Annotated in this window: 21 protein-coding genes; 14 read left to right on the top strand and 7 right to left on the bottom strand. The window is 75.5% G+C overall.

Translation table 11 applies throughout. The features are described from left to right. Window positions 1-6: 6 nt before the first annotated feature. The 4 genes from H505_RS0116025 (at window position 7) to H505_RS0116010 (ending at window position 6,017) form a co-directional block, all read left to right on the top strand. On the top strand, window positions 7-1,623 hold the full coding sequence (locus H505_RS0116025) for an alkaline phosphatase D family protein (protein WP_026402815.1): 1,617 nt from the start codon (window positions 7-9) through the stop codon (window positions 1,621-1,623). 270 nt (window positions 1,624-1,893) lie between these two features. Continuing rightward, entirely contained in the window at window positions 1,894-3,261 is a 1,368-nt protein-coding gene (locus H505_RS42160; RefSeq protein WP_169528830.1) for a sigma-70 family RNA polymerase sigma factor, read from the top strand. Between the two features lie 420 nt (window positions 3,262-3,681). After that, the gene (locus H505_RS0116015) at window positions 3,682-5,289 is read left to right on the top strand and encodes an NYN domain-containing protein (RefSeq protein ID WP_026402814.1); all 1,608 of its coding nucleotides are present in this window, start codon (window positions 3,682-3,684) and stop codon (window positions 5,287-5,289) included. Between the two features lie 80 nt (window positions 5,290-5,369). Beyond that, window positions 5,370-6,017, top strand: coding sequence for a tetratricopeptide repeat protein (locus tag H505_RS0116010; RefSeq protein WP_026402813.1), 648 nt, complete (start codon window positions 5,370-5,372; stop codon window positions 6,015-6,017). Between the two features lie 21 nt (window positions 6,018-6,038). Here H505_RS0116010 and H505_RS0116005 read toward each other — a convergent pair whose 3' ends face one another. Together H505_RS0116005 and H505_RS0116000 are read right to left on the bottom strand one after the other, a co-directional pair. Beyond that, on the bottom strand, window positions 6,039-6,764 hold the full coding sequence (locus H505_RS0116005; protein ID WP_026402812.1) for a hypothetical protein: 726 nt from the start codon (window positions 6,762-6,764) through the stop codon (window positions 6,039-6,041). An 87-nt stretch (window positions 6,765-6,851) separates the two neighbouring features. Beyond that, window positions 6,852-7,379: a hypothetical protein gene (locus H505_RS0116000; protein WP_026402811.1), complete on the bottom strand. Its 528-nt coding sequence runs from the start codon at window positions 7,377-7,379 to the stop codon at window positions 6,852-6,854. A gap of 69 nt (window positions 7,380-7,448) precedes the next feature. Between H505_RS0116000 and pyrE the strand changes: the two genes are divergently transcribed. Further along, a complete protein-coding gene (gene pyrE / locus H505_RS0115995) occupies window positions 7,449-7,985 on the top strand; it encodes an orotate phosphoribosyltransferase (RefSeq protein ID WP_026402810.1) in 537 nt (178 codons plus the stop codon). 9 nt (window positions 7,986-7,994) lie between these two features. On the opposite strand, the gene H505_RS0115990 is transcribed toward pyrE, so the two are convergent. Next, on the bottom strand, window positions 7,995-8,381 hold the full coding sequence (locus H505_RS0115990) for a RodZ domain-containing protein (RefSeq protein WP_064743648.1): 387 nt from the start codon (window positions 8,379-8,381) through the stop codon (window positions 7,995-7,997). A 503-nt stretch (window positions 8,382-8,884) separates the two neighbouring features. On the opposite strand from H505_RS0115990, the gene fbaA reads away from it, so the two are divergent. Together fbaA and H505_RS0115980 are read left to right on the top strand one after the other, a co-directional pair. Further along, complete coding sequence (gene fbaA, locus H505_RS0115985; RefSeq protein WP_026402808.1) at window positions 8,885-9,907, top strand: class II fructose-bisphosphate aldolase; 1,023 nt, start codon at window positions 8,885-8,887, stop codon at window positions 9,905-9,907. An 87-nt stretch (window positions 9,908-9,994) separates the two neighbouring features. After that, window positions 9,995-10,444 carry a winged helix-turn-helix transcriptional regulator gene (locus tag H505_RS0115980; RefSeq protein ID WP_026402807.1) on the top strand — a complete coding sequence of 150 codons (450 nt, stop codon included), beginning with the start codon at window positions 9,995-9,997 and terminating at the stop codon, window positions 10,442-10,444. A 262-nt stretch (window positions 10,445-10,706) separates the two neighbouring features. On the opposite strand, the gene H505_RS42155 is transcribed toward H505_RS0115980, so the two are convergent. From H505_RS42155 to H505_RS0115960, 3 genes are all read right to left on the bottom strand, one after another. After that, complete coding sequence (locus tag H505_RS42155) at window positions 10,707-11,243, bottom strand: hypothetical protein (RefSeq protein WP_051300741.1); 537 nt, start codon at window positions 11,241-11,243, stop codon at window positions 10,707-10,709. A 23-nt stretch (window positions 11,244-11,266) separates the two neighbouring features. Continuing rightward, window positions 11,267-11,941, bottom strand: coding sequence for a Crp/Fnr family transcriptional regulator (locus tag H505_RS0115965; protein WP_026402806.1), 675 nt, complete (start codon window positions 11,939-11,941; stop codon window positions 11,267-11,269). A gap of 142 nt (window positions 11,942-12,083) precedes the next feature. Next, window positions 12,084-13,598 (bottom strand): MFS transporter, encoded by a 1,515-nt coding sequence (locus H505_RS0115960; RefSeq protein WP_026402805.1) that lies wholly within the window; start codon window positions 13,596-13,598, stop codon window positions 12,084-12,086. Between the two features lie 99 nt (window positions 13,599-13,697). Between H505_RS0115960 and H505_RS42150 the strand changes: the two genes are divergently transcribed. Then, the gene (locus tag H505_RS42150; RefSeq protein WP_051300740.1) at window positions 13,698-16,052 is read left to right on the top strand and encodes an AfsR/SARP family transcriptional regulator; all 2,355 of its coding nucleotides are present in this window, start codon (window positions 13,698-13,700) and stop codon (window positions 16,050-16,052) included. A gap of 101 nt (window positions 16,053-16,153) precedes the next feature. On the opposite strand, the gene H505_RS42145 is transcribed toward H505_RS42150, so the two are convergent. Continuing rightward, a complete protein-coding gene (locus H505_RS42145) occupies window positions 16,154-16,870 on the bottom strand; it encodes an LLM class flavin-dependent oxidoreductase (protein ID WP_084550286.1) in 717 nt (238 codons plus the stop codon). A gap of 33 nt (window positions 16,871-16,903) precedes the next feature. On the opposite strand from H505_RS42145, the gene H505_RS0115945 reads away from it, so the two are divergent. From H505_RS0115945 to H505_RS0115920, 6 genes are all read left to right on the top strand, one after another. After that, window positions 16,904-18,466: an ABC transporter substrate-binding protein gene (locus H505_RS0115945; RefSeq protein ID WP_233617903.1), complete on the top strand. Its 1,563-nt coding sequence runs from the start codon at window positions 16,904-16,906 to the stop codon at window positions 18,464-18,466. Continuing rightward, window positions 18,467-19,486, top strand: a complete 1,020-nt coding sequence (locus tag H505_RS42140; protein ID WP_051300739.1) for an ABC transporter permease — start codon at window positions 18,467-18,469, stop codon at window positions 19,484-19,486. Beyond that, on the top strand, window positions 19,476-20,342 hold the full coding sequence (locus H505_RS0115935) for an ABC transporter permease (protein WP_026402803.1): 867 nt from the start codon (window positions 19,476-19,478) through the stop codon (window positions 20,340-20,342). Before H505_RS42140 ends, H505_RS0115935 begins: the two co-directional genes overlap by 11 nt. Beyond that, window positions 20,336-21,832: an ABC transporter ATP-binding protein gene (locus H505_RS0115930; RefSeq protein ID WP_026402802.1), complete on the top strand. Its 1,497-nt coding sequence runs from the start codon at window positions 20,336-20,338 to the stop codon at window positions 21,830-21,832. The genes H505_RS0115935 and H505_RS0115930 overlap by 7 nt, the downstream gene beginning before the upstream one ends. A gap of 362 nt (window positions 21,833-22,194) precedes the next feature. After that, window positions 22,195-23,019: an SAM-dependent methyltransferase gene (locus H505_RS42135; protein ID WP_051300738.1), complete on the top strand. Its 825-nt coding sequence runs from the start codon at window positions 22,195-22,197 to the stop codon at window positions 23,017-23,019. Window positions 23,020-23,062: 43 nt separating this feature from the next. Further along, window positions 23,063-23,287: a DUF397 domain-containing protein gene (locus tag H505_RS0115920; protein ID WP_158642465.1), complete on the top strand. Its 225-nt coding sequence runs from the start codon at window positions 23,063-23,065 to the stop codon at window positions 23,285-23,287. Window positions 23,288-23,346: the final 59 nt, after the last annotated feature.

Below are 23,346 nucleotides of genomic sequence, written 5' to 3'. Positions count from 1 at the left end.
GCACATATGACCGCTTTGGTACTCGGCCCCCACCTCCGGCACGTGAGCTCCCACACGGCGACGATCTTCGTGGAGACCGACCGCCCCTGCGAGGTCCGCGTCGTGGGCGACGGGGTGGACGCGGCGGCGCGCACGTTCACCGTGCACGGCCACCACTACGCCGTCGTCGACGTCGCCGGCCTCCCCGCGGGCGCCCGCGTCCCCTACGAGGTCGTCGCGGACGGCGAGACCGTCTGGCCGCTCGGCACCGAGTTCCCCCCGAGCCTCATCCGGACGCTCCCGGACGGCGGCCCGCTGCGCATCGCGTTCGGCTCCTGCCGCCGCTCCCCCGGCACCGTCGAGCAGTTCGGGCACGACGCCCTCACCGCGTTCGCCCGCCGCCTGCGCGCGTTCGGCGACGGCGTCGACTGGCCGGACGTCCTGCTCATGGTCGGCGACCAGGTGTACGCGGACGAGCTGGGCGAGGAGATGCTCGAGTACATCCGGGAGCGGCGCGGCGACGAACCGCCGGTCGGCGAGGTCGCCGACTACGAGGAGTACGTCCGGCTCTACGAGCTGGCCTGGCGCGACGACGCGGAGGTGCGGTGGCTGCTGTCGACCGTGCCCACCTTCACGGTCTTCGACGACCACGACATCCGCGACGACTGGAACACCTCCTACGCGTGGCGCGAGGAGATGTGGGCGCAGCCCTGGTGGCGGGCGCGCATCACCGGCGGCATCGGGTCGTACTGGGTGTACCAGCACCTCGGCAACCTGTCGCCGGAGGAACGCGCCGACGACCCGATCTTCGCGCAGGTGCGGGCCGCGTCCGACGCGACCGGCGACGCCGCGGACGTCCTGGACGCGTTCACCGAGCGCGCCGACCGCGAGCCCGAGAGCATGCGGTGGAGCTACGCGCACGACTTCGGCGGCGTCCGCTTCATCGTCGTCGACAGCCGCTGCTCCCGCCTGCTCACCCCCGAGCGGCGCGGCATGCTGGACGACCGCGAGTTCGCGTGGCTGGGCGAGCAGTGCCAGGGCGACGTCGAGCACCTCGTCATCGCCAGCTCCCTGCCGTTCCTGCTGCCCCGCGCCATCCACGACGCCGAGAACTGGAACGAGGCCATCTCCGAAGGGGCGTGGGGGCGGCCCGGCGCGGCCCTCGGCGAGAAGATGCGGCAGGCCGTCGACCTGGAGCACTGGGCGGCGTTCGACCGGTCGTTCCGCGAGGTCGCCTCGCACGTCCTCGCGATCGGGCGGGGCGAGCGCGGATCCGTCCCGGGGAGCATCACGTTCCTGTCCGGCGACGTGCACTTCTCCTACCTGGCGCGGGTCGACGAGCCCGACATCGAGACGAAGATCGCGCAGATCGTCTGCTCGCCGTTCCGCAACCCGCTAGACGGCAAGATCCGCGTCGCGCAGCGGCTCGCCTGCATGTGGGAGACCGCGACGCCGTTCCGCTGGCTCGGGAAGCTCGCGAAGGTCCCCCCGCCGCCGATGAAGTGGCGCGTCACCGAGGGGCCCTGGTTCGACAACGCCATCGCGACCGTGACGCTGGCGGGCCGCGACTGCGACGTCACCTGGGAGTCGCCCCGCACCTCGGGCGCGCTCGTCGAGCTGGGCAGCGCCGACATCACCGGCTGACCCGGCGGAACCGGGAACGGTGTGCTCGCTCCGCCCCCTCGCCGGAGCGAGCACACCCCCCGGTAGCGGCCGAAGCCCCCTCCGACATCGCCCGCGCCTCATCCAACGGCATCGCGGCGCGTCCATGACGCGACTCCGCGAAAAAATCCGGTCTCCCCGAATCGAACGACAAACGGTCGCCAAGCCGTCACAATGAGCGAGCAAGGCCGTCGCGGGGCGCGCGGGCGCCACCGCGGCGCGGCGGGAGGCGTGCGGCGCGAGGGGGCCGGTGTGCACCAGGAGGAGCCCGAGGCCGGCGACGCGGCGCTCATCTCCCGGGTCCGCGCCGGCGACACCGACGCCTACGGCGCGCTCTGCGAACGGCACGTCCCGGCCGCGCGCGGCCTGGCCCGGCACCTCGCCGACGGCGACACCGCCGAGGACGCCGTCCAGGAGGCGCTCGCCAGGATCCTCGACCTGTTGCGGCGCGGCGGCGGCCCCGACTCCGGGTTCCGCCCCTACCTCCTCACCGCCGTGCGGCGCGCCGTGTACGACCGGTACCGCGCCGACCGCCGGGTCGACCCCACCGACCGGATCGACGACCTCGACCGCGGCACCCCCTTCGAGGACCCCGCGCTGCGCGAACTGGAGCGCTCGATGGTCCTCGGCGCGTTCCAGTCGCTGCCCGAGCGCTGGCAGACCGTCCTGTGGCACACCGAGATCGAGGGCGCCCGGCCCGCCGAGGTCGCCCCGCTGCTCGGCCTCACCGCCAACGGCGCCGCCGCGCTCGCCTACCGGGCCCGCGAGGGGCTGCGGCAGGCGTACCTGCAGATGCACCTGGCGGCGCTGCCCGCCGAGCGCGGCGCCTGCCGCGAGGCGGTCGGCAAGCTCGGCGCCTACGTGCGGGACGGCCTCGCCCGCCGCGACACCCGCCGCGTCCGCGGCCACCTCGACGGCTGCGCCGGCTGCACGGCCGTCCACGCCGAACTCGCCGAGCTGAACGGCGCGCTCCGCGAGGTCCTCGGCCCGCTGGTGCTGGGCGGGGCGGCGACCGCCTACCTGGCGGCGGGCGGCGGCCTGTTCGGCTGGCTGTTCGGCTGGCTGGGGCACCTGCCCCGGGCGTGGCAGCACGCGCTCGGCGCCACCGCGACCGCGTGCGCCGCCGCGCTCGCGCTGGTCCTGGTCGCGAACGACGAGCCCGCGCGGGAGCTGCGGCCCGCACCGCCGGCCGTCGCGGGGCCGCCCGCCCCGGCGGCCCCGCCCGCCCGCGCGCCCGCCGGTCCGGCGGCCCCGGCCCCGGCCGCCCCGGCGCCCGCCGCCCGTCCGTTCGCGCCCGTCCCGGCCGCCGCCCGCACCGCCGGGCCCGTCCCGTCCCAAGAGGAGGCGCCCTCGCCGCCGCCCGAACGCCCTGCCCCCGCCGAGCCGGAGCCCGCGCCGCCGGTCGTCGAGGCCGACGTGGATGGGGATGTCGACGTGGATGGGGATGTCGACGTCGATGTCGAGGTCGGCGCGGTCGTCCGGACGCGGGTGCACGTCGGCGCGGCGGTCGAGGTGGACGTTCCGGTGCGCGCGGCCGCGGCGGGCGGCGTCCGGGTGGGCGTCCGGGTCGGCGAGGAGACGCAGATCCGTGCGGAGATCGACGTCCAAACTGACCTGTAGGCCACACCTGCCTGACCCCGGGTGCGCGGGGGCCGCCGTGCGGGCGTGAGGGCGCCGTCGCCATGTGAGCGTGAAGACGAGGTCGCGCAGTGCCCCGCCCGAACCGTTCACCTGCCCGTTCCCGTAAAGATCGGCCGGAAGCCGGGGGGCGGACCGGAACGGCTGGTAGCGTCCGCCGAAGTCTCCAATTCGTTGTTACCGGAGAGTCGCGTACCGGCCGGACCCCGTGAAAGAGTGGCGAATCGCCGTATTGGCCTACGAGGCTGACGGGCTTCACTACGCTATGGAAGGCCCTAGGTCATTACGCCGCCCACGTCCCCTACAGCAGGAAGGGCAGGCGCCGAAGATGGTCACGCTCGCCGGCCTGACCGCGGGCTGGGCACCCCGTGAGCTCCCGTGCCAGAGGAAGGGCGGTGTCGCATGGATCGCTGCGCGCTGTTCGTAGACGCCGGCTACCTGCTGGGCGACGGTGCCATGGCGGTGCACGGCACCCGCCATCGCGACGCCGTGGCTTGGGACTTCAGCGGCCTCCTGCAACTGCTGAACAACCTCTCCCGGGAGCGCACCGGCCTGCCGCTGCTGCGCTGCTACTGGTACGAGGCCACCGTCGAGGGCCGCCGCGCCCCCGAGCACGACGCGCTCGCCGACCTGCCCGGCCTCAAACTCCGGCTCGGCCGCATCCGCCCCGGCCGCCGCGAGGGCGTCGACACCGAGATCCACCGCGACCTCATGACCCTCGCCCGCAACGCCGCCCTCGCCGAGGCCGTCCTGGTCAGCGGCGACGAGGACCTCGCCCAGGTCGTCGCCGACGCGCAGGACCTCGGCGTCCGCGTCACCGTCGTGCACGTCGCCGTCGACGGCAACTGGACGATCTCGCGGGTGCTGCGGCAGGAGTGCGACGACCTCATCGAGATCGGCGCCGGCGACCTGCGCCCCTACGTGAACCTCCTGACGGGCATGGATTCCGCGCACTCGTCCGGCGCGCACTCGTCCGGTGGGGGGTCGTCCGGCGCGAGTACGTCCGGCAGCGGTACGTCCGGCGCCTCGGCCGCGCCGTCGATCAGCTCGCCGCCGTCCGGTTCCGTCCTGCCCGGCGTGCCGATCGGCTCGTCCGCCGCGTCGTCCGTGTCGTCCGGGGCGTCCCCCGTGCCGTCCGCGCGGTCCGCGCCGTCGGGGGCGTCCGCGTCGTCCGGGGCGAGCCCGCTGTCGAACGGGCACGGCAACGGAGCGTCCCTCGGGTCCCTGCAGCCCGCCCCGCACCACGGCCCGCCGCCGTCGTCGCCGATCACCGGCACGCCGGCCGCGCCCCCGCCGCCCCCGATGCCGTCCGCGCCGCCGAGCCCCCCGCCCGCCCCGGCGCCCACGGGCCCGCCGGTGCTGCCGTCGCCGTCCCCGCAGACGTCCACGGGCCCGACGCCGTCGCCCGCGTCCGGCGGGTACGGGTCGAGCGTCCTCGACACCGGGCCGAACTCCGGCCCGCTCGGCGGCTCCTCGGGCGCCGGCGTGCTCGGCTCGACCACGCTCGGGTCCGGGACGTCCGGTGCCGGGACGTCCGGGACGTCCGGGTCCGGCGGGTTCGGCGCGTCGTTCAGCGGCGGCACGCCGCAGCCCGCCGCGCCCGCACCGACCGGCTCGCACGCCGCCCCGGCGCAGCAGTACACCGCACCGCCGGTCCCCGCGCCGTCGCCGCCGTCCCCGCCGCAGTCGCTCCCCGCGACCCGGCCGCCCGGCCCCTACACCGGGCCGCAGCAGCTTTCCCCGGTGCCCGCCCAGCAGAACGCGCCGTCGCTGGCGGACGCCGTCAAGTCCGCGCACCAGGAGGGGCAGGACTTCGGCGAGTCCGTCGCCCGGGACGCGCCCGCGCTGTGGCTGGAGGCGGTGCTCGCCCGCAAGCCCCGGATGCCCTCCGACCTGGAGGCCCGCCTGCTGCAGGGCTCGTCGCTGCCGATCGACTTCCTGCTGCACGACGAGGTCCGGCACGCGCTGCGCCGCGGCTTCTGGGACGCCCTCGAACGTTCCCGCAGGTGAGGCTGACGGGTACGCGCCGGTATTCACCGACATCCCAGAATCGCCCGCTTCGGTCGGGCGCCGCCGGGTAGCGTTGAACCGTGACGCATGTGACGGAAGACGACCTCGACGACCTGGAGTTCGACACCCTGCGCACGGGCGATCACATCGCGGCCGCGCGGCGCCTGGCCGAACTGGCCGAAACGGTGTCCGGCGGGGTGTCCCGCGCGAACGTCCTGCTGCGCGCGGGCGAGCAGTGGCAGCACGCCGGCGACCACGGCAAGGCCGCCGACTTCTACCGCCGCGCCCTGGAGGACGGCGGCGAGACCTACGGCGACCCGCGCGCCTACCTCGCCGACGCGCTGTTCGAGCTCGGCCGCGCCGACGAGGCCCGCGCCCTCGTCGACCAGATCCGCGCCGACCGGCCCCGCGACCCCGAGGTGTACCGGGCGGTCGCCGAGGTGCTGTACGCCCAGGGCGACGCGTCCGGCGCGCACGACTGGGCCACGAACGGCGCCGACGTCGTCCTCGCGCTGCGCGACAACGCCGTCGGCACGGGCGTCGGCGGCCCCGGCGAGCCCGGCGAGCCCGCCCCCGCCGCGTCGCTGACCCCGGGCCCCGACGACGTCGCGATCGCCGAGGACAGCCTCGAAGCCCTCCTGCGCCTCCGCTACCGCGCCCGCATCGACCTGGGCCGCGGCGAGGACGACTACGACGCCCTCCTCGACGACCTCCTCAAGAACGCCTGAGCCGACCGCGCGGTCCGGGCGTCAGCCGCTCGGGAGGTCGGCCGCGACGGTCTCGGCCAGCGGCACGAGGATCCGCTCCAGGACGGCCCGGTCGAACTCCGCGCCGCCGTCGCGGCGGCCGACGCCCTCGAAGGAGACGCTCTCGAAGGACGCCCGCTCGACGGTGAACACCACGGGCCCCCGGCGGCACGAGAGGTAGGGGATCGAGGGCGCCCCCGACGGCGGGTACGCGTAGCACTCGGCGCCCCCGACACGGACCTCCTCCGCCCCGGAGGCGCGGTCGGCGCGCGCCTTCCGCTCCCGGTGGATCGCCGCGGCCGCGTCGGGACCGGCGACGGCGTCGAGGGCGACGCCGAACCCGCCGGAGCCGCGGTCGGCCCCGGTGAACTCCTGCCGGTACACCGGGAGTCTCATCGTGAAGGCGCACCGCCCCCGGGGAACCTCGCGCGGCGGCCCCGCGTCCGCGCCGGGGAAGGACGGCGGGATCCGCGGCACCGCCGGCGCGGACCGCGCCCCGATGTCGTCGGCGGACGGGACGACGGCGCGCACCTCGTCCGCGGTGAGCAGCGAGCAGGCGTCCGGCCAGCGGTCGAGCGGGGTGAGGCGTCCGGCGGCGGCCTCGACGGCGATCTTCCGGCCGTCCGGCCGGGGCGGACCGGTCTCGACGTGCCCTTCGCCGTCGTCCGTGCAGGCCGTGAGGAGCGTCAGGGACGCGAGGACGGCGGTGGCCGCCTTCCGTCCGCGCATGGGCCCGCCTTCCGCCGGTTCCGGACGATCGACGATGGGACGGCGGAGCGGCCGGGCCGGTTCCCGCGGCCCGCCCGCCGGATGCGGCTACAGGGTCGTGAGGAGTTCGCTGAGGGACTGCGCCACGGCCGCCGGGGGTTCGTGCTCGGCGACGGGCCAGCCGCGCAGGCGGGCCTCTCGGACGGCCCGGTCGTGCCCCGGGGACGCGGACCGGTCGGCGTGGGTGCGGAGGTACGCGCAGGGGGCGTCCGGCCAGTCCGGGGGCGAGGGGACGTGCTCGCCGCCGCCGTCGTGGTCGTGCGCGTGCGCCGGGCGCGGCAGGTCGGCGTCGACGAAGAGGTAGCCGCCGACGGCGCGGTGGGCGGCGCGCTGCGCTAGGGCGACGGCAGGGAGCAGCGGCCCGGCGGCGCCGTGCGCGGCGAGGACGAGCGGGGTCGCGGGGGCGGTCGCGGCGATGATGAGCGACGCGCGGGCGACGTAGCGGGAGCCGGCGCCCTCGGCGACGTCCGGGGCGATGACGTCCAGCCCGTAGGAGCGGAGCGTCTCGGGGAGGTCGCCCCAGGCGGCGGAGCCGGTGTTCGGCGCGTGCAGGAGCACGAGGGATCCGGGTGTCATGGCGTCCTCCTCTCCGGCACCGTACATGGCGGGCGCGGCGCGCGCGGGCGGGGTGAATAGGGTTTCCCCGTGAGCGATCGTGATGAGCTGCTGGAACAGATCAAGGCCAAGGCGGTGGTGCACGGGGACTTCGTGCTGTCGTCGGGCAAGCGCGCGTCCTGGTACGTGGACCTGCGCCGGGTGACGCTGGACGGCGCCACCGCGCCGCTCGTCGGGTCGGTGATGCTGGACGCGACGGACGACCTGGACTACGAGGCGGTCGGGGGCCTGACGCTGGGCGCCGACCCGGTGGCGGCCGCGATGCTGCACGCGGCGGCGGCCCGTGGGCGGACGCTGGACGCGTTCGTGGTGCGGAAGGCGGGCAAGGCGCACGGCCTGCAGCGCCGGATCGAGGGCCCGGACGTGGCGGGCCGGCGGGTGCTCGCCGTCGAGGACACCTCCACCACGGGCGGTTCGGTGCTGACCGCGGTGGAGGCGCTGCGGGAGGCGGGGGCGCACGTCGTGGCCGTCGCGACGATCCTGGAGCGGGGGGCCGCGGCGCGGATCGCCGCGGAGGGACTGGAGTACCGGCACCCGTTCGAGGTGGCGGATCTGGGGCTGGGCTGACGCCGCCGGTCAGGACCGCTGGGGCACCGACCACACGGTGCGCTGGGCGGACGCCGGGTCCTGCTCCTCGCCGTGGATGGTCACCTCGAGGGAGGAGCCGTTGTCGGCGACGACCGACAGCGGCGTCTCGTTGTAGTGGTAGGTCTCGCCGGTGTTCATGACACCGGTGAAGAAGATCTCCCCGTCGGGCACCCGGACCACGACCTTGGTGGGCGCGCCGACCACGCGGATCAGCAGGGCGGGTGCCTGGGACGGGGAGTCCGCGGATGGGGAGGGGGACCCTCCGCCACCGTCCGAGGAGACGGTGGCGGAGGGTCCCTTGGGATCGGCGTCGCCCGAGACCGCGTTCACCAGAGCCATGCCGCCGACGACGAGCAGAGCCAAGACGGCGGCCACGGCCAAAGCCGCGATCAATATGCGTGCGAGACCCCTGGGGTCCGACCGATGACGTCCCACATGGGGAGGTTAGCGATAACTGTCACCGCTGAGCGACGGACGTGACTCTTCAGGGACATTCTTCTTCGCGCCGCTGTCCGTTTTGTTCCCTTGGCTCCGGATCTCGTGGCCGGCGGGGCCGAACCGGCCGCGGGCGCCGCGGCGGCGGGCGTCCGCGCGCCGCGGCCGCGGCCGTCCGCACCGGGCCGCGGGGGGACGTTTCGGACGTCCGGAAGCGCGCCGCGATCGGGTGCCGCGCGGCGCGCGTCCCCACTGGCTCCGGACGCGAAATCCGGGATACTGGCACCCGCGGCGCCCCCTGGTGAGCTGGGCGGGGGCCGCGACCGCGATACTGACCGTGGACGGCATGCCCGACCCGGCGTCCCCGCCCGTCCGGCGGGTGCCCGGGTGCTACCGCCCGGCCGGATGCCCGGCGGCACCGCTGCGTATGAAAGGACGCTGAAATGCCCATCGCAACGCCCGAGACCTACGCGGAGATGCTCGACCGTGCGAAGCGGGACGGCTTCGCCTTCCCCGCCATCAACGTGACCTCGAGCCAGACGCTGAACGCGGCGCTGCGCGGCTTCGCCGAGGCCGAGAGCGACGGGATCGTCCAGGTCTCGACGGGCGGCGCGGAGTACCTGTCCGGCCCGTCGGTGAAGGACATGGTGACGGGCTCGACCGCCCTCGCCGAGTACGCCAAGGTCGTCGCCGCCAAGTACCCGGTGAACATCGCGCTGCACACCGACCACTGCCCGAAGGACAAGCTGGACGGGTTCATGCGCCCGCTCATCAAGATCTCGCAGGAGCGGGTGGCGCGCGGCGAGGAGCCGCTGTTCCAGTCGCACATGTGGGACGGGTCCGCGGTCGAGCTGCACGAGAACCTGCGGATCGCCGAGGAGCTCCTGGAGGAGTGCGCCAAGGCCCGCATCATCATGGAGATGGAGATCGGCGTCGTCGGCGGCGAGGAGGACGGCGTCGCCAACGAGATCAACGAGAAGCTGTACACGACCCCGGGCGACGCGCTCGCCACCGCCGAGGCCGTCGGCGTCGGCGAGAAGGGCCGCTACATCCTCGCGGCGACGTTCGGCAACGTGCACGGCGTCTACAAGCCGGGCTCGGTGAAGCTGCGGCCGGAGGTCCTCAAGGAGATCCAGGACGCCGTCGGCGCGAAGCACGGCAAAGACAAGCCGTTCGACCTGGTGTTCCACGGCGGGTCGGGCTCCACGCTCGAGGAGATCCGCGAGGCCGTCTCCTACGGCGTCATCAAGATGAACATCGACACCGACACCCAGTACGCGTTCACCCGCCCGGTCGCGGAGCACATGTTCCGCAACTACGACGGCGTCCTGAAGGTGGACGGCGAGGTCGGCAACAAGAAGCAGTACGACCCGCGCTCGTGGGGCAAGGCCGCCGAGGCGAACATGGCCGCCCGCGTCGTCGAGGCGTGCGAGAGCCTGCAGTCGGCGGGCAAGAAGCTGAAGTAGCCGGCGGCTCCGGTGCTTCCGGGCCCGGGACGGCATGCGCCGTCCCGGGCCCGACGTTTCACCGCAATGCTCCGCTACTCTCGAAGCGTGGCCCTGCCCCGCACCTACGAGTCGCAGAACTGCTCGATCGCCCGCTCGCTGGAGGTCGTCGGCGACCGCTGGACGCTGCTGATCATCCGCAGCGCGTTCGACGGGTACCGCCGGTTCGACGACTTCCAGGACGTGCTCGGCGTCGCCCGCAACATCCTCACCGACCGGCTCACCCGGCTGTGCGACGAGGGCATCATGCGCCGCGTCCCGTACCAGGAGCGCCCGGAGCGCCACGAGTACCGGCTCACCCGCAAGGGCGTCGAGCTGTGGCCCGCGATGATGACGCTGCTGCTGTGGGGCGACCGCCACTACGCTCCGGACGGCGCCCCGGTGATCGTCGGGCACCGCGGCTGCGCCGGGACGCTCACGCCCCGCTTCACGTGCGACGCGTGCGGCGCCCCCCTCGGCCCGACCGACGTCGAACCCCGCCCCGGTCCCGGCGCCTGACGCCCGTCCGCGCCCGTCCGCCGCTCACCGAGCGTCACCGCCCGGACGTCCGGGCGAGCATGCGCGCGGACGTGCGGGCGGGCCGCGCCGCCCCCGCCGGAACGGGCGCGGCACGGCCCCGGGGCCGCTTGTTCACCAGGTGATGAGCGGCATACCCTGGTGCATGAGGAACAACAGGCATCCTGCAAGCACCACGAGCAGGATCGCCCCGCGGGCGGTGTGGCTCCAGCTTGCCAGGGCCAGCCGCACCGTCCGCGCCGTCTCAGTGACAGCCTGCGACCACATGGGTCATCACCTCCTCTCCTTCGGGTAGCGGACCGAGAACGGGCGGGGCCGCGCCGCCCGGCGCGGGCGCGCCGGGGCCGGGGCCCGGTCGGGGAGAGCGGCGCGCGAGGAGCCGCAGGTCGGCGTGGTCCTTGGCGCGTCCCAGGTGCCGCTTGTAGGCGCGGACCTCGTCGAGGCGCGCGAACCGGATGCCCTCGAACAGGTCGGCGTCCGCGATGAGCGCGTCGACGCCGGCGTCGGTGTCGGCGGGCGGCAGGAACCAGTGCCGGGAGACGTGCACGCGGCCGCCTCCGAGTTCGTACATCGGGGCGCCGCTGACGGCGCCGCGGATCGGGCGGCCGAGCCGCGCCGCCGCGCGCCAGGCGGCGCCGCGGGCGACGATGTCGAGCTCGTCGACCGGCCGCAGGCCGCGGGCGAGCAGCGGCCCGCTGCCGTGGACGACGTAGTCCTCCGCGGGCAGCCGGAAGCCGAGCAGCGCCTTGATCAGCGGGTGGTCGGACAGTCTGCCGGTCATCGTGCTCTCCCTTGCCGCCGCCGCTACGGGGCGGTCATGCTTCCCGTGGCGATCGCCGAAAGCCGATCGAGTTCGACGAGGGTCAGCCGCTGCCGGCCCGTCCGGATGAGGCCGTGGTCCTTGAAGATGCGCAGGACCTTCTTGATGGAGTCGATGCGGGCGCCCGCCAGGGACGCGAGCTCCTGCTGGCTGATCGCGACCTCGACGCCGTCGTCCAGCCGCCGCCCGATCCCGGCCTCGACGAGGTCGAGCAGGGCGCCGGCGAGCCGCCGCTCGACGGAGAACTCCGAGTCCTTGATCTTCTGGGTGGCCTGGTCGAGGCGCTCGTCGGTGGCCGCGATCAGCGCGATGGCCGCGCGCGGGTGGGCGTCGAGGAAGTCCAGCCACTGCGCGGCGGAGATCCACAGGACCGAGACGTCGGTGGCGGCCTCGACGGTCGCCGAGCGGGGGGTGCCGCGGATGGGGGCCATCTCGCCCACGATCTCGCCGGCCCGGCGCAGCGCGACGGTGCGGGCGGGCTGCCCGACCTTGATCTTGACGACGCCCTTCTCGATGAGCATGACGAAGTCGGTCTGCTCGCCCTCGTTCATGAACACCGTGCCGGCGGGCCGCTGGATCAGCTGGCCCGACAGCTTCAACGCGTCGTGCTCCGCTTCGATGAGAAGCGGATCGCCCACTTTGTAGCGCTGCTCCGACATGCCTTTGAGTGTACTAATGCACTTAACATCCGTGCAAGAGCATTCTGCCAAGTGCCGTCCGCCCGCCCTCGTGCCGCCGCCGGGCCCGGCCGTCCCGCAAGCGGACGACCGGGCCCGGCGAGCCCGGCGGCGGGTCGCGCGGTCACGCGTCGTCGGCGCCGATCGGCGGCAGGTGCCGCATGGCGGTCGCGGTCAGGACGGCCAGCCCGGCGAGCAGCACGGCCGCGACGACCGTGACGACGCCGAACCCGCCGAGGAACGCGTCCCGGGCGGCCTCCAGCAGCGCGGCCGCGGACTCCGGCGGGAGCCCCTCCGCGGCCGCGGCGGCGTCCTCCAGCGACTCCCCGGCGGCGTCCGGGGCGCCCGGCGGCAGCGCGACCAGCGCAGCGTAGGCGGCGCCGCCGACGCTGCCGAGGGAGGCGATGCCGAACGCGATCCCGAACTCCCCGGACGTCTCGGCGATCGCGGACGCCGCGCCGGCGCGCTCGTCCGGCGCCGCGCCGACGACCAGCGCGATGCCGAGGGCGGCGACGGGCGACAGGCACAGGAACCCGACCGTCAGCCCCGCCATCAGCACCCCGGTGCCGTCCGCGAACCCGGCGACGAGGAACGCGACCGCCGCCGGGACCATCCCGCCCGCGATCAGCGTGCCCGGACGGACGCGCCGCGCGGCGAGCGGCGCCAGCAGCGAGCCCGCGACCATCGCGAGCGCCGGCAGCGTCATCCACAGCCCGGAGTCCAGCGGCGACAGCCCCTCGGCCGTCTGCAGGAAGCGGCTGGCGAACAGGTACAGGCCGCCCGACAGGACGTTCGTCGCCAGCAGCAGGCCGAGCGCCACCGAGAACGTCCGGGACCGCAGCAGCCGCAGGTCCAGCAGCGGGTCGGCGACGGTGCGCTGCCGCCGGACGAACAGGTACCCGAAGGCGGCCCCGGCGGCGAGCCCGGCGTACGCGGCCGGCCGCGCCGGGTCCTCGGCGACCTCCTTCAGCCCGTACACGACCGGGAACGCCGCCGCCATCGACAGCGCGACGCTCGCGAGGTCGATGCGCCCGCCGCGCGGCCCCCGCGACTCCGGCAGCAGCGGCGCGGCGGCCAGCAGCAGCCCCATGACCGGGACGCCGACCAGGAACACCGAGCCCCACCAGAAACGCTCCAGCAGCGCGCCGCCGACCACCGGGCCGAGCGCCGCGCCGCCCATGAAGCAGCCGGTGAACACGCCGATCGCGAGGGCGCGCTGCCGCGCGTCCCGGAACATCGTGCCGATCAGCGCCAGCGACGCCGGCATCAGCGTCGCGCCGCCGAGCCCCAGCAGGATCCGGGCGGCGATCAGCATCCCGGGGCTGGTCGCGTACGCGGCGAGGGCCGAGGCCGCGCCGAACGCCACCGCCCCGCACAGCAGCAGCCGGCGCCGGCCGACGCGGTCGCCGAGCGCCCCCATCGTGACCAGGAAGCCCGCGATCACGAACCCGTACACGTCCATGATCCAGAGGAGCTGGACGGGCCCGGGGGCCAGGTCGGCGGCGAGGTGCGGCATCGCCAGGAACAGCACCGTGTTGTCGATGGACAGCAGGAGGGTGGGCAGCGCCAGCACGGCCAGTCCGAGCCATTCGCGCGCCCCCGCCCGGGCGGGGGCCGCGGGCGCGGCGGTAGCGGTCATGATCTCTCCCCGTCTCGTTGCGAAGGTGACGCGCACACCCTGCGCCGCCGGGGTTCGGGCGGGATTCCGGCCCGGTTCGGGTCCGGTTACGGTGAACGCATGCGCTTCGGGGTGCTGGGCCCGCTGGAGGTCCGGACGGACGACGACCGCCCCGTCCGGGTGCCGGAACTGAAGGTCCGGCTCCTGCTCGCGGCGCTGCTGGCCGCCGGCGGGCGGCCGGTGTCGGCCGAGCGGCTCATCCGGGACCTGTGGGGCGACGACCTCCCCGCCCGGCCGGCCGCCGCGCTCCGCGCGAAGGTCTCCCAGCTCCGCCGGGCCCTCGACGACGCCGAACCCGGCGGCCGCGCGCTGGTGGCCGCGCGGCCCCCCGGATACGCGCTGGCCGCCGCGCCCGGCGCGGTCGACGCGTCCCGCTTCGCGTCCCTCGCCGCCGCGCCCGCCCCGGACGCCCGGGCTCGCGCGTCCGTCCTGACCGAGGCGCTCGCCCTCTGGCGCGGCCCCGCCTTCGCCGACTTCGCCGACGCCCCGTTCGCCGTCGCCGCCGCCGACCGTCTCGAAGAGCGCCGCCTCACCGCCCGCGAGGACCTGGCCGAGGCCCGCCTCGCGCTCGGCGAGCACCGCGCCCTCGTCGCCGACCTCACCGACCTCGCCGGCCGCCACCCGCTGCGCGAGCGCCTCCAGGCCGCCCTCATGCGCGCCCTGTACGGTTCCGGGCGCCAGCACGAGGCCCTGCAGTGCTACGAACGCGTCCGGAACCGGCTCCGCGACGAGCTCGGCCTCGACCCCGGACCCGAACTCGCCGCCCTCCACCAGGCGATCCTCCGGCAGGACCCGTCCCTGGACGTCCCCGCGTCCGCGCCCCTCGCGCCCGCGCGCCTCCCCGTCCCCCGCACCGAGCTGGTCGGCCGCGACGGCGAACCGGACGCGATCCTCGCCGCCCTGCGCGCGTCCCGCCTGGTGACCGTCACGGGCCCGGGCGGCGTGGGCAAGACGCGCCTCGCGCTGGAGGCCGCCGCCCGCGCGGGCGCCGCCTTCCCCGAAGGCGTCGTGCTCGTCGAACTCGCGGGCGTCGCCCCCGCCCGGGTCGCCGAGGCCGTCACCGCCGCCGCCGGCCTCCCCGACCCCGCCGGGACGCACGCCGCCGACCCGGCGGAGGGACTCGCCGGACGCCGCGCGCTGCTCGTCCTCGACAACTGCGAGCACGTCATCGAACCCGTCGCGAAACTCGCGGACGCGCTCCTCGCCACGGGCACCGGCCTGCGCATCCTCGCCACCGCCCGCGAACCCCTCGGCATCTCCGGCGAGCACCTGCACCCCGTGTCCCCCCTCCCCGTCCCGCCCGCCGCCCCGGAGGGCGGCCCGCGCGAGCTGGCGGAGGTCCCGGCGGTGCGGCTGTTCGTCGCGCGCGCGGCGGCGGCGGACCCGGGGTTCGCGCTCGACGCGTCCAACGCGGCCGCCGTCGCCGCCGTCTGCCGCCGCCTCGACGGGCTGCCGCTGGCCCTCGAACTCGCCGCCGCCCGCGTCCGCGCGCTCGGCCCCGCGACGCTCGCCGCACGGCTCGACGACCGCTTCCGGGTGCTGCGCTCCGACCGCCGCGACGTCCCGCCCCGGCAGCGGACCCTGCACGCCGCGATCGCGTGGAGCTGGGAGCCGCTCCCGCCCGCCGAACGCGCCGTCCTGCGCCGCCTCGCCGTCCACACCGGCGGCTGCACCCTGGAGGCGGCCGAGGAGACCTGCGCGGGCGGCGACGTCGACCGCGCCGAGATCCTGGACGTCGTCGTGCGGCTCGTCGACCGCTCGCTCGTCCTGCCGGCGGACGATCCCGGCGGCGTCCGGTACCGGCTCCTGGAGTCGGTGGCCGCCTACGCGCTCGACCGCCTCGCCGACGCGGGCGAGACCGGCGACGTCCAGGGGCGCCACGACGAGTACTACGCCCGCGTCGCGGAGTGCGCCGACGCCTACCGTGCCGGACCCGCCCGGCTCCGCTGGCTCGCCCGCCTCGACGCCGAGGCCGCGAACCTGCGCCGCGCCCTGGAGAGCGCCGTCGGCCGCCGGGACGCGCACCTCGCGCTGCGGCTCACGGCGTCGCTGGCCTGGTACTGGATCGAGCGGGGGCGGGCCGGGCACGCGGGCCGCGCGCTCGGCGCCGCCCTCGCCGCCGCGGCCCGCCCGCACCATCTCGGCGGGCTCGCCGCCGCCCGCGCCCTCGGCGACGCGCCCGCCGTCGCGTCCGCGCTCGACGGCCTCGCGGGCGCCGAACTGCTCGCGGGCCGCGACGACCGCGCGGCCCGGCTGCTCGGCGCCGCCGCGGCTGTCCGCGCCGCCGATCCGGCCGCGGCCGTCCCGCCCCGGGAGACCGCCCGCCTCCTCGCCGCCGCCCGCGCGGCCCTCGGCACCGCCTTCCCCGCCGCCTACGCCGCAGGCCGCACCGACGCCCCCGCCCCCGAACACTGACGTCGGGTCCGGCGGGCCGACGGCGCCCGCGCGGCGCCGGGACGTTCGGGACCGCCGCCGAGGGCGGCGGGAGGCGGGCCCCGGCTGACGTCCCGCCGGGGTCATGAGTGGCGGGCGGGTAGGGCCAGTTCGGTGGCGAGTGCTTCCAGGAGCTCGACCTGGCGCTGCGCCGGGACGCCCAGGAGCGCGGTCACGACGTGGACCTCGTCGGCGCCGAGGGCGGCGGCCCGGTCGAGGGCCGCGACCGCCGCGGCGGTGAAGTCGGCGGACGACACGTCCGTGCCGGGCGGGGCGGGCAGGACGTTGACGACGACGTCGCCGGTGCCGCCCGCGGCCCGGTACCAGCCGACCTGCGTGCGGGCGTCGTCCCAGTGCGCGGCGACGGTGACGAACCCGTCGCCGATGCGGGCCGCGCGCTCGATCGCGGGACGGGCGGTGGCGCCGAAGCGCAGCGGGATCCGGTCGCCCCACGGCTTCGGGCCGATCTTCGACCGGGGGACGCGGTAGCGCTCGCCGCGGAACTCGACGGGGTCGGGCCCCCAGCAGGCGCGCATCGCGGCGACGTGCTCGGCGAACCCGGCGCCGCGCCGCGCGGGGGACACCCCGGCCGCCGCGAACTCCTCGGGGATGTAGTGCGGCGGCAGCCGGGTGCCGCCGCCCTGCCCGATGCCCGCGTCGAGGCGTCCGCGCGACAGCCGGTCCAGGGTGGCGAGCCGGCGGGCCAGCGCGACCGGCGACTCGAAGATCGAGTTCAGTACGCCGGTGGCGACCCGGATCCGCCGGTCGGGGTGAGCGCCGTCCGGTAGGTGCGGTGGCATAGTTATTGCGAAACGTTTGCAATACTGTGCTTCATGTTGAAACGTCCGGTTCTGGCCATGCTGGCCGTGGTCCTCGCCGCCGCGCTCGCCTCCGCCTGCGGGCAGGGCGGCACGTCCGCCTCCGGCAAGGACGGCGTGTTCACCTACGCGGTCGGGGACGAACCCGAGACGTTCAACCCCGGCCTCCAGGACGGGCACACCGACCCCGTCACCGAGCTGGTCTTCCGCGGCCTGACCGGGCACGACGCCGACAACAAGATCGTCCCGGCGCTCGCGGAGTCGTGGAAGGTGTCCGAGGACGGGACGTCGTACACGTTCGAGCTCCGCGAGGGCGCGACGTGGCACGACGGGAAGCCGTTCACCTCGGACGACGTCAGGTTCACCATCGAGACCGTGCGGGACGCGGGGGCCGACGCGCCGCTGTCGCGCAACTTCGCGATGGTGAAGGAGATCGCGACGCCCGACGCGCACACCGTCCGGCTGGAGCTGGACGAGCCGTTCGCGCCGATGCTCGGGGCCCTGTCGATGGGGATGCTGCCGAAGCACGTGCTGGACGGCAAGGAGATCACCGACCCGGAGTTCGGGCGGAACCCGATCGGCACCGGCCCGTTCAAGATCGCGGAGTACAAGCACGGGCAGTACGCGGAGCTGGCGGCGCACGAGCGGTACTACGAGGGCGAGCCGGGCCTGAAGAAGATCGTCATCAAGTACGTGCCGGACGACTCGGCGCGGCTGATCCAGCTGAACGGCGGCGAGGTCGACGGCGCGTTCGTCCGGCCGAAGCAGGCGGAGCAGGTGAAGGGGCACCGGCTGGAGGTGTACCCGACGGCCGACTACCGGGCGATCGGCTTCAACATGAAGAAGCCGGTGTTCGCGGACGCCCGGGTGCGCAAGGCGATGAACCACGCGATCGACAGCAAGGCGATCATGGACAGCGTCGTCGTCGGCTACGGCGCCCCGGCGAAGGGGCCGCTCGACATGAGCGAGTTCGCCGCCGCCGAGGGCTTCGCGTTCGACCCGGCGAAGACCGAGTCGCTGATGAAGGAGGCCGGGTACGCGAAGAACGGCGACGGCCTGTGGGCGAAGGGCGGGACGACGGTCGCGTTCGAGCTGACCACGTTCGCCGAGGACTCGCTGCGCGTCGCCATGCTGAACGTCGCCGCGACCCAGCTCAAGGAGGCGGGCTTCGACGTGACGCCCGCCCCGCGCTCCAGCGACTGGGTGCGCAAGCACTGGGGCGACCTGGACGCGGCCGTGGTCGGCTGGGGCACGCCGTACGACCCGGACTCGTCGGTGTACGGGGTGTTCCACACCGACGAGGCGATCGGCGAAGGCGGGTCCAACCTCGGCTCGTACAGCAACGAGGAAGCGGACAAGGCCCTGGACAAGGGCCGCACCACGCTCGACCCGGACGGGCGCAAGACCGCCTACACCGACTTCCAGAAGGCGCTCCAGGACGACCCGCCGTTCGCGTGGATCGGGTACCTGAAGGCCATCAACGCCGTTCCGGAGAACCTGGAGGGGCCGCAGCAGCGCACCATGGGGCACCACGGCTACGGCTTCTTCTGGAACGCGCAGACCTGGCGCTACGCGTAGATGGCCCTGCGGATCGCCCGGCGGGCGGCGACGGCCGTGCTGGTCGTCGCCGCCCTGTCGGCGGTGTGCTTCGGGCTGCTGGACGCGGCGCCCGGCGACCCGGCGGCGTCGATCCTGGAGGCGCGGTCGGGCGGACGGCCGCCCTCCCCGGCGGCGGTCGCGGAGCTGCGCGCGGAGATGGGCCTGGACGACCCCGTGCACGTCCGGTACGCGCGGTGGGTGTCGGACGCCCTGCACGGCGACCTCGGCACCTCGTACATGTCCGGCATGCCGGTGACCGACATCCTCGGCGACACCGTGCCGTGGACGCTGCTGCTCGCCGCCGCCGCGACCGTCCTCAGCTTCTCCGCCGCCCTCGCGGTCGGGCTCGTCGCGGCGCTCACCCGGCGCGCGTGGCTGCGCCGCGGCATCGACCTCGCCCTGTTCGTGATGGGCGGGATGCCCGGATTCGTCGTCGCGCTGCTGCTGCTCTACGTGTTCGCCGCGTCGACGCAGCTCATGCCGTCCGGCGGCGTGAGCAGGCCCGGCGAGCCCGTCACCGCGTACGGGCTGCTCGCGCACCTGACGCTGCCCGCGTGCGCGCTCGCGTTCGGGCACCACTTCGGCATCTACGTCCGGCTCGTCGAGAACGGCGTCGGACGGCTCCGGGACGCGCCGCACGTGCAGAACGCGCGCGTCCGGGGGCTGCCGCGCCGGACGGTCGTCGCGCGGCACCTGATGCGGCCCGGGCTCGTCCCGTTCACCGCGCGGCTCGGCGTCGGCGTCGGGACGCTCGTCGCGGGCGTCTACGCCACCGAGGTGATCTTCTCGTGGCCCGGCATGGGCCGCGAGGCGATCGCGGCCGCGCGCGCCCAGGACTACCCGCTGCTCGTCGCGATCGTGCTGGTCACCGGGCTGCTGGTGGTCGCCGCGAACCTGCTCGCCGAGCTGGCCGTCGCGGCCCTCGACCCGCGCGCCCGGCGCGGCGGCGCGGCGCGCGGGCCGGGCGCGGCGGAGAAGGGGGCGACCGGTGCGGGCTGAGACGACCCGCGCGCCGCGCGGCCTCCTCGCCGTCCGGCTGCGGCCCCGGCGGCCCGCCCTCGCCGCCGCCGTCGCGGTGCTCGCCGCGCTCGGCCTCGCCGCGCTGCTCGCGCCCTGGCTGTCGCCGCTCGACCCGCTCGCGACCGACACGTCCGCGACGTCGCTGCCGCCCGGCTCGCCCGGGCACCCGCTCGGCACCGACCAGCTCGGCCGCGACCTGCTCGCCCGCATGCTCCACGGCGCCCGGACGTCGCTGCTGGTCGGGCTCACCGCCGCCGCGATCACCGTCGGGGCCGGGATGCTGCTCGGCGGGCTCGCCGCCGTCGCGCCCCGCTGGCTGGACGCGCTGATCGCCCGCACCGCCGACGTGCTGCTGTCGCTGCCGCTGCTGGTGATCGTCCTCGCGTTCGCCGCCGTCGCCGGGCCGTCCCTCGGCACGGTGATCGTCGCCATCGCGGTGTCGAGCTGGATGCCGGTCGCGCTGATCGTCCGCGCCGAGCTGCGCGGCCGCCGCGAACGGCTGTACGTGCGGGCCGCGTACGGGCTCGGGCTGTCGCGCCGGCAGGTGCTGTGGCGGCACCTGCTGCCGGGCGCGCTGCCGCCCGTCGCGTCCGTCGCCGCGTTCGAGGTGGGGCACGCGATCCTCGCCGAGTCGACGCTCAGCTTCCTCGGCCTCGGCGTCCCGCCGAACAACCCGAGCTGGGGCAACCTGCTCACCGAGGCGCAGTCGCACCTGCTGACCGGCGCCTGGTACACGGTCGCGGTCCCGGCGGCGGCCGTCGTCGCCACGATCATCGCGGTGAACGTCGTCGCCGGCGCGATCGCCGGCCCGTCCGACGAAGGCGGTTCATGGTGAAGCCCGCAGGACCGACCGCCCCGGGGCTGACCGTCGCGGGGCTGACCGTCGACGTGCCCGGCCGCCGCGTCGTGCACGGCCTCGACCTGGACGTCCCCGCCGGGCGCGTGCTCGCGCTCGTCGGCCCCAGCGGCAGCGGCAAGACCCTCACCGCCCGCGCGATCGCCGGGCTCCACCCGCACGGCGGGACGGTCCGGGTGGGCGGGCGCGCCCCGGAGCGCGGGCGCGACGTCGGGTACGCGTTCCAGGACGCGCTCGCGTCCCTCAACCCGACCGTCACCGTCCGCCGCCACCTCACCGAGACCGTCCGGGCGCACGGCGCCGGCGACCCCGGCGCCGCCCTCGCCCGCGTCGGCCTCGACCCGTCCCTCGCCGCCGCGTACCCGTTCGAGCTGTCCGGCGGGCAGGCGCAGCGCGTCGCGCTCGCCCTCGCGACCGTGCACGAACCGCCCGTCCTGATCGCCGACGAGGTCACCAGCGCGCTCGACCCGGTCGCGCAGGCCGCCGTCCTCGACCTGGTCCGCGCCGAGGCCCGCACGGCGGGCCGGGAGCGGGCGGTCCTGCTCATCACCCACGACCTGGCCGCCGCCGCCCGCTGGGCCGACGACATCGCCGTCATGCGCGACGGCCGGATCGTCGAGCACGGCCCCGCCGCGCGGGTCCTCACCGGCCCCCGGACGGACCTCGCCCGCGACCTCGCCGCCGCCGCGGCCGCCGCGGCCGACCCGCCGCCCCCGCCCGCCGCCCGCCCGCCCGACGGGAGCATGGCGCTGCGCGGGACGACCCGGGTGCTGCGGTCCCGCCGCCGCGCGACGGTCGCGCTGGACGGCGTCGACCTCGACGTCGCGCCCGGCGAGGCCGTCGCGGTCGTCGGCGCGAGCGGCTCCGGCAAGTCCACCCTGATCGGTGCGCTCGCCGCCCTCGACCGGCCCGCCGCCGGGACCGTCCTGCGCGACGGCCGGGACGTGTGGCGGCTGCGCGACCGCGACCGGCGCGGCGTCCGCCGCGGCACCGGGCTGATCTTCCAGAACCCGCTCGCGTCGTTCGACCCCCGGCACACCGTCCGGCAGGTCGTCGCCGAGGCGGGCCCGTACGACGACGACCTGCTGCGCCGCGCCGGGCTCGACCCGGCCGTGGCCGGGCGCCGCCCCGCGACCCTCTCCGGCGGCGAATGCCAGCGCGTCGCGATCGCCCGCGCCCTCGCGCAGCGGCCCCGCGTCCTGCTCGCGGACGAGCCCACCAGCGGCCTCGACGTCCTCACCCGGGACCGCATCCTCGACCTGCTCACCGCGCTGCGCCGCGACGACGGGCTGACGATCGTCCTCGTCACCCACGACCTCCGCGTCGCGCGCCGGGTCGCCGACCGCGTGGTCGTCCTGCACGAGGGCCGCGTCGTCGAGGACGTCCCGGCCGCGGGGCTCGACGGCGCCGGGCACCCGCAGACCCGCCGCCTGCTGGACGCGACCGTCCCGGTGCCCGCCGCCGGCTAGGCCGGCGCCGTATCCACGGCGGTCTCCGGAAGGCCGCCGCGGGGACGTCGGAACGGGACGAGTCGGCGCGCCGAATTGTCCGCCGACCGATCATGGTGGGTCAGCAAAAGGCGGGAGAAGGCCGCGGCATCCGCGTTTTCGGTCCGTCCGCAATTTTCTTCGCACAGAAATTCGATAGTCCATGGACGGGTTCCCGATAGGCCATGCAATAGTCGCCGAGCGGTAAGTTGCATCGGCGGCGCGCGTGTAAAGAGATGCGCGCGGACACTGCACAGAAGGCCGATTCATGCTTCATAATTTGTGCATCACAAGTTGTGACATATCGGACGAACCGTGAGTGGCAGGGAGCCGGAGGCGATGCGATGAGCGACACCGAGGAGGCGCCGCCGGGCGTGGACGTCTCGGTCCCGAGCGCAGCCCGGCTGTACGACTACTACCTCGGCGGCGAGCTCAACTACGCGGCCGACCGGGCGGCCGGAGCCGAGGTCAACCGGAAGGTGCCGGAGATCCGGGACGTCGCGTGGTCCAACCGCGGCTTCCTGCAGCGCGCCGTCCGCTGGGTCGCCGAGCAGGGCGTCCGCCAGTTCGTCGACGTCGGCGCCGGGCTCCCCACGCAGAACAACACGCACCAGGTCGCGCGCGCCGTCCGCCCCGACGCCCGGGTCGTCTACGTCGACCACGACCCGATCGTCCGGATCCACGCGAACGCGCTGCTGGAGGGCGACGAGCAGACCGCGGTCGTCCTGCGCGACCTGCGCGACCCCGAGGCCGTCCTGGACGACCCCGACACGCGGCGGCTGATCGACTTCTCGCGGCCGGTCGCGATGATGCTGGTCGCGGTCACCCACTTCCTCTCCGACGAGGAGGACCCCTGGGACATCGTCGCCCGCTACATGCGGCGGCTGGTGCCCGGCAGCTACCTGGTCCTGTCCGCCGGAACCCAGGACTTCCAGCCCGAATGGCGGGTCCGGGCGGTGCAGGAGATCTACTCCGGGACGCCCACCGGCGTGCACACCCGCACCCGGGAGCAGATCGAGCGGTACTTCGACGGCCTGGAGATCGTCCCGCCGTACGACGGGGCGAAGGCCGAGGTCACCTACGTCGGCTTCTGGGGCGCCGAGGACGCCGAGGAGGCCGACAGCGACGGGTCCCGGTGGAGCTACTGCGCGGTCGCCCGCGTGCCCTAGCCGTCCGGACCGCCCGCCCCCCGCCCCCAGACAGGAGATGGACGTGCGCAAACCTTCCGCGGCCGAGCTGGGCGTCGACCTCGACGCCCTCGACTGGCGGCGCTCCGCGACGCCCGACGGCGCCATAGAGGTCGCCTTCGCGGGCGAGTGGACCCTGCTGCGCAGCACCGGCGCGCCCGGCGGGCTCGTGTCAGTGTTCGACGAGCGCGAGTGGGCGTGCTTCCTTGACGGTGCGAAGAAGGGAGAGTTCGACCGGGTCGCGGACTGAACCCGCGCGATCGTGATCCACAGGTGCGACCCGGACGGCCGGGCGCGGGCATGCGGAGG

The organism is Actinomadura rifamycini DSM 43936 (genome assembly GCF_000425065.1).
Taxonomy (GTDB): Bacteria; Actinomycetota; Actinomycetes; order Streptosporangiales; family Streptosporangiaceae; genus Spirillospora; species Spirillospora rifamycini.
This window is presented reverse-complemented; position numbering and strand designations above follow the sequence as displayed.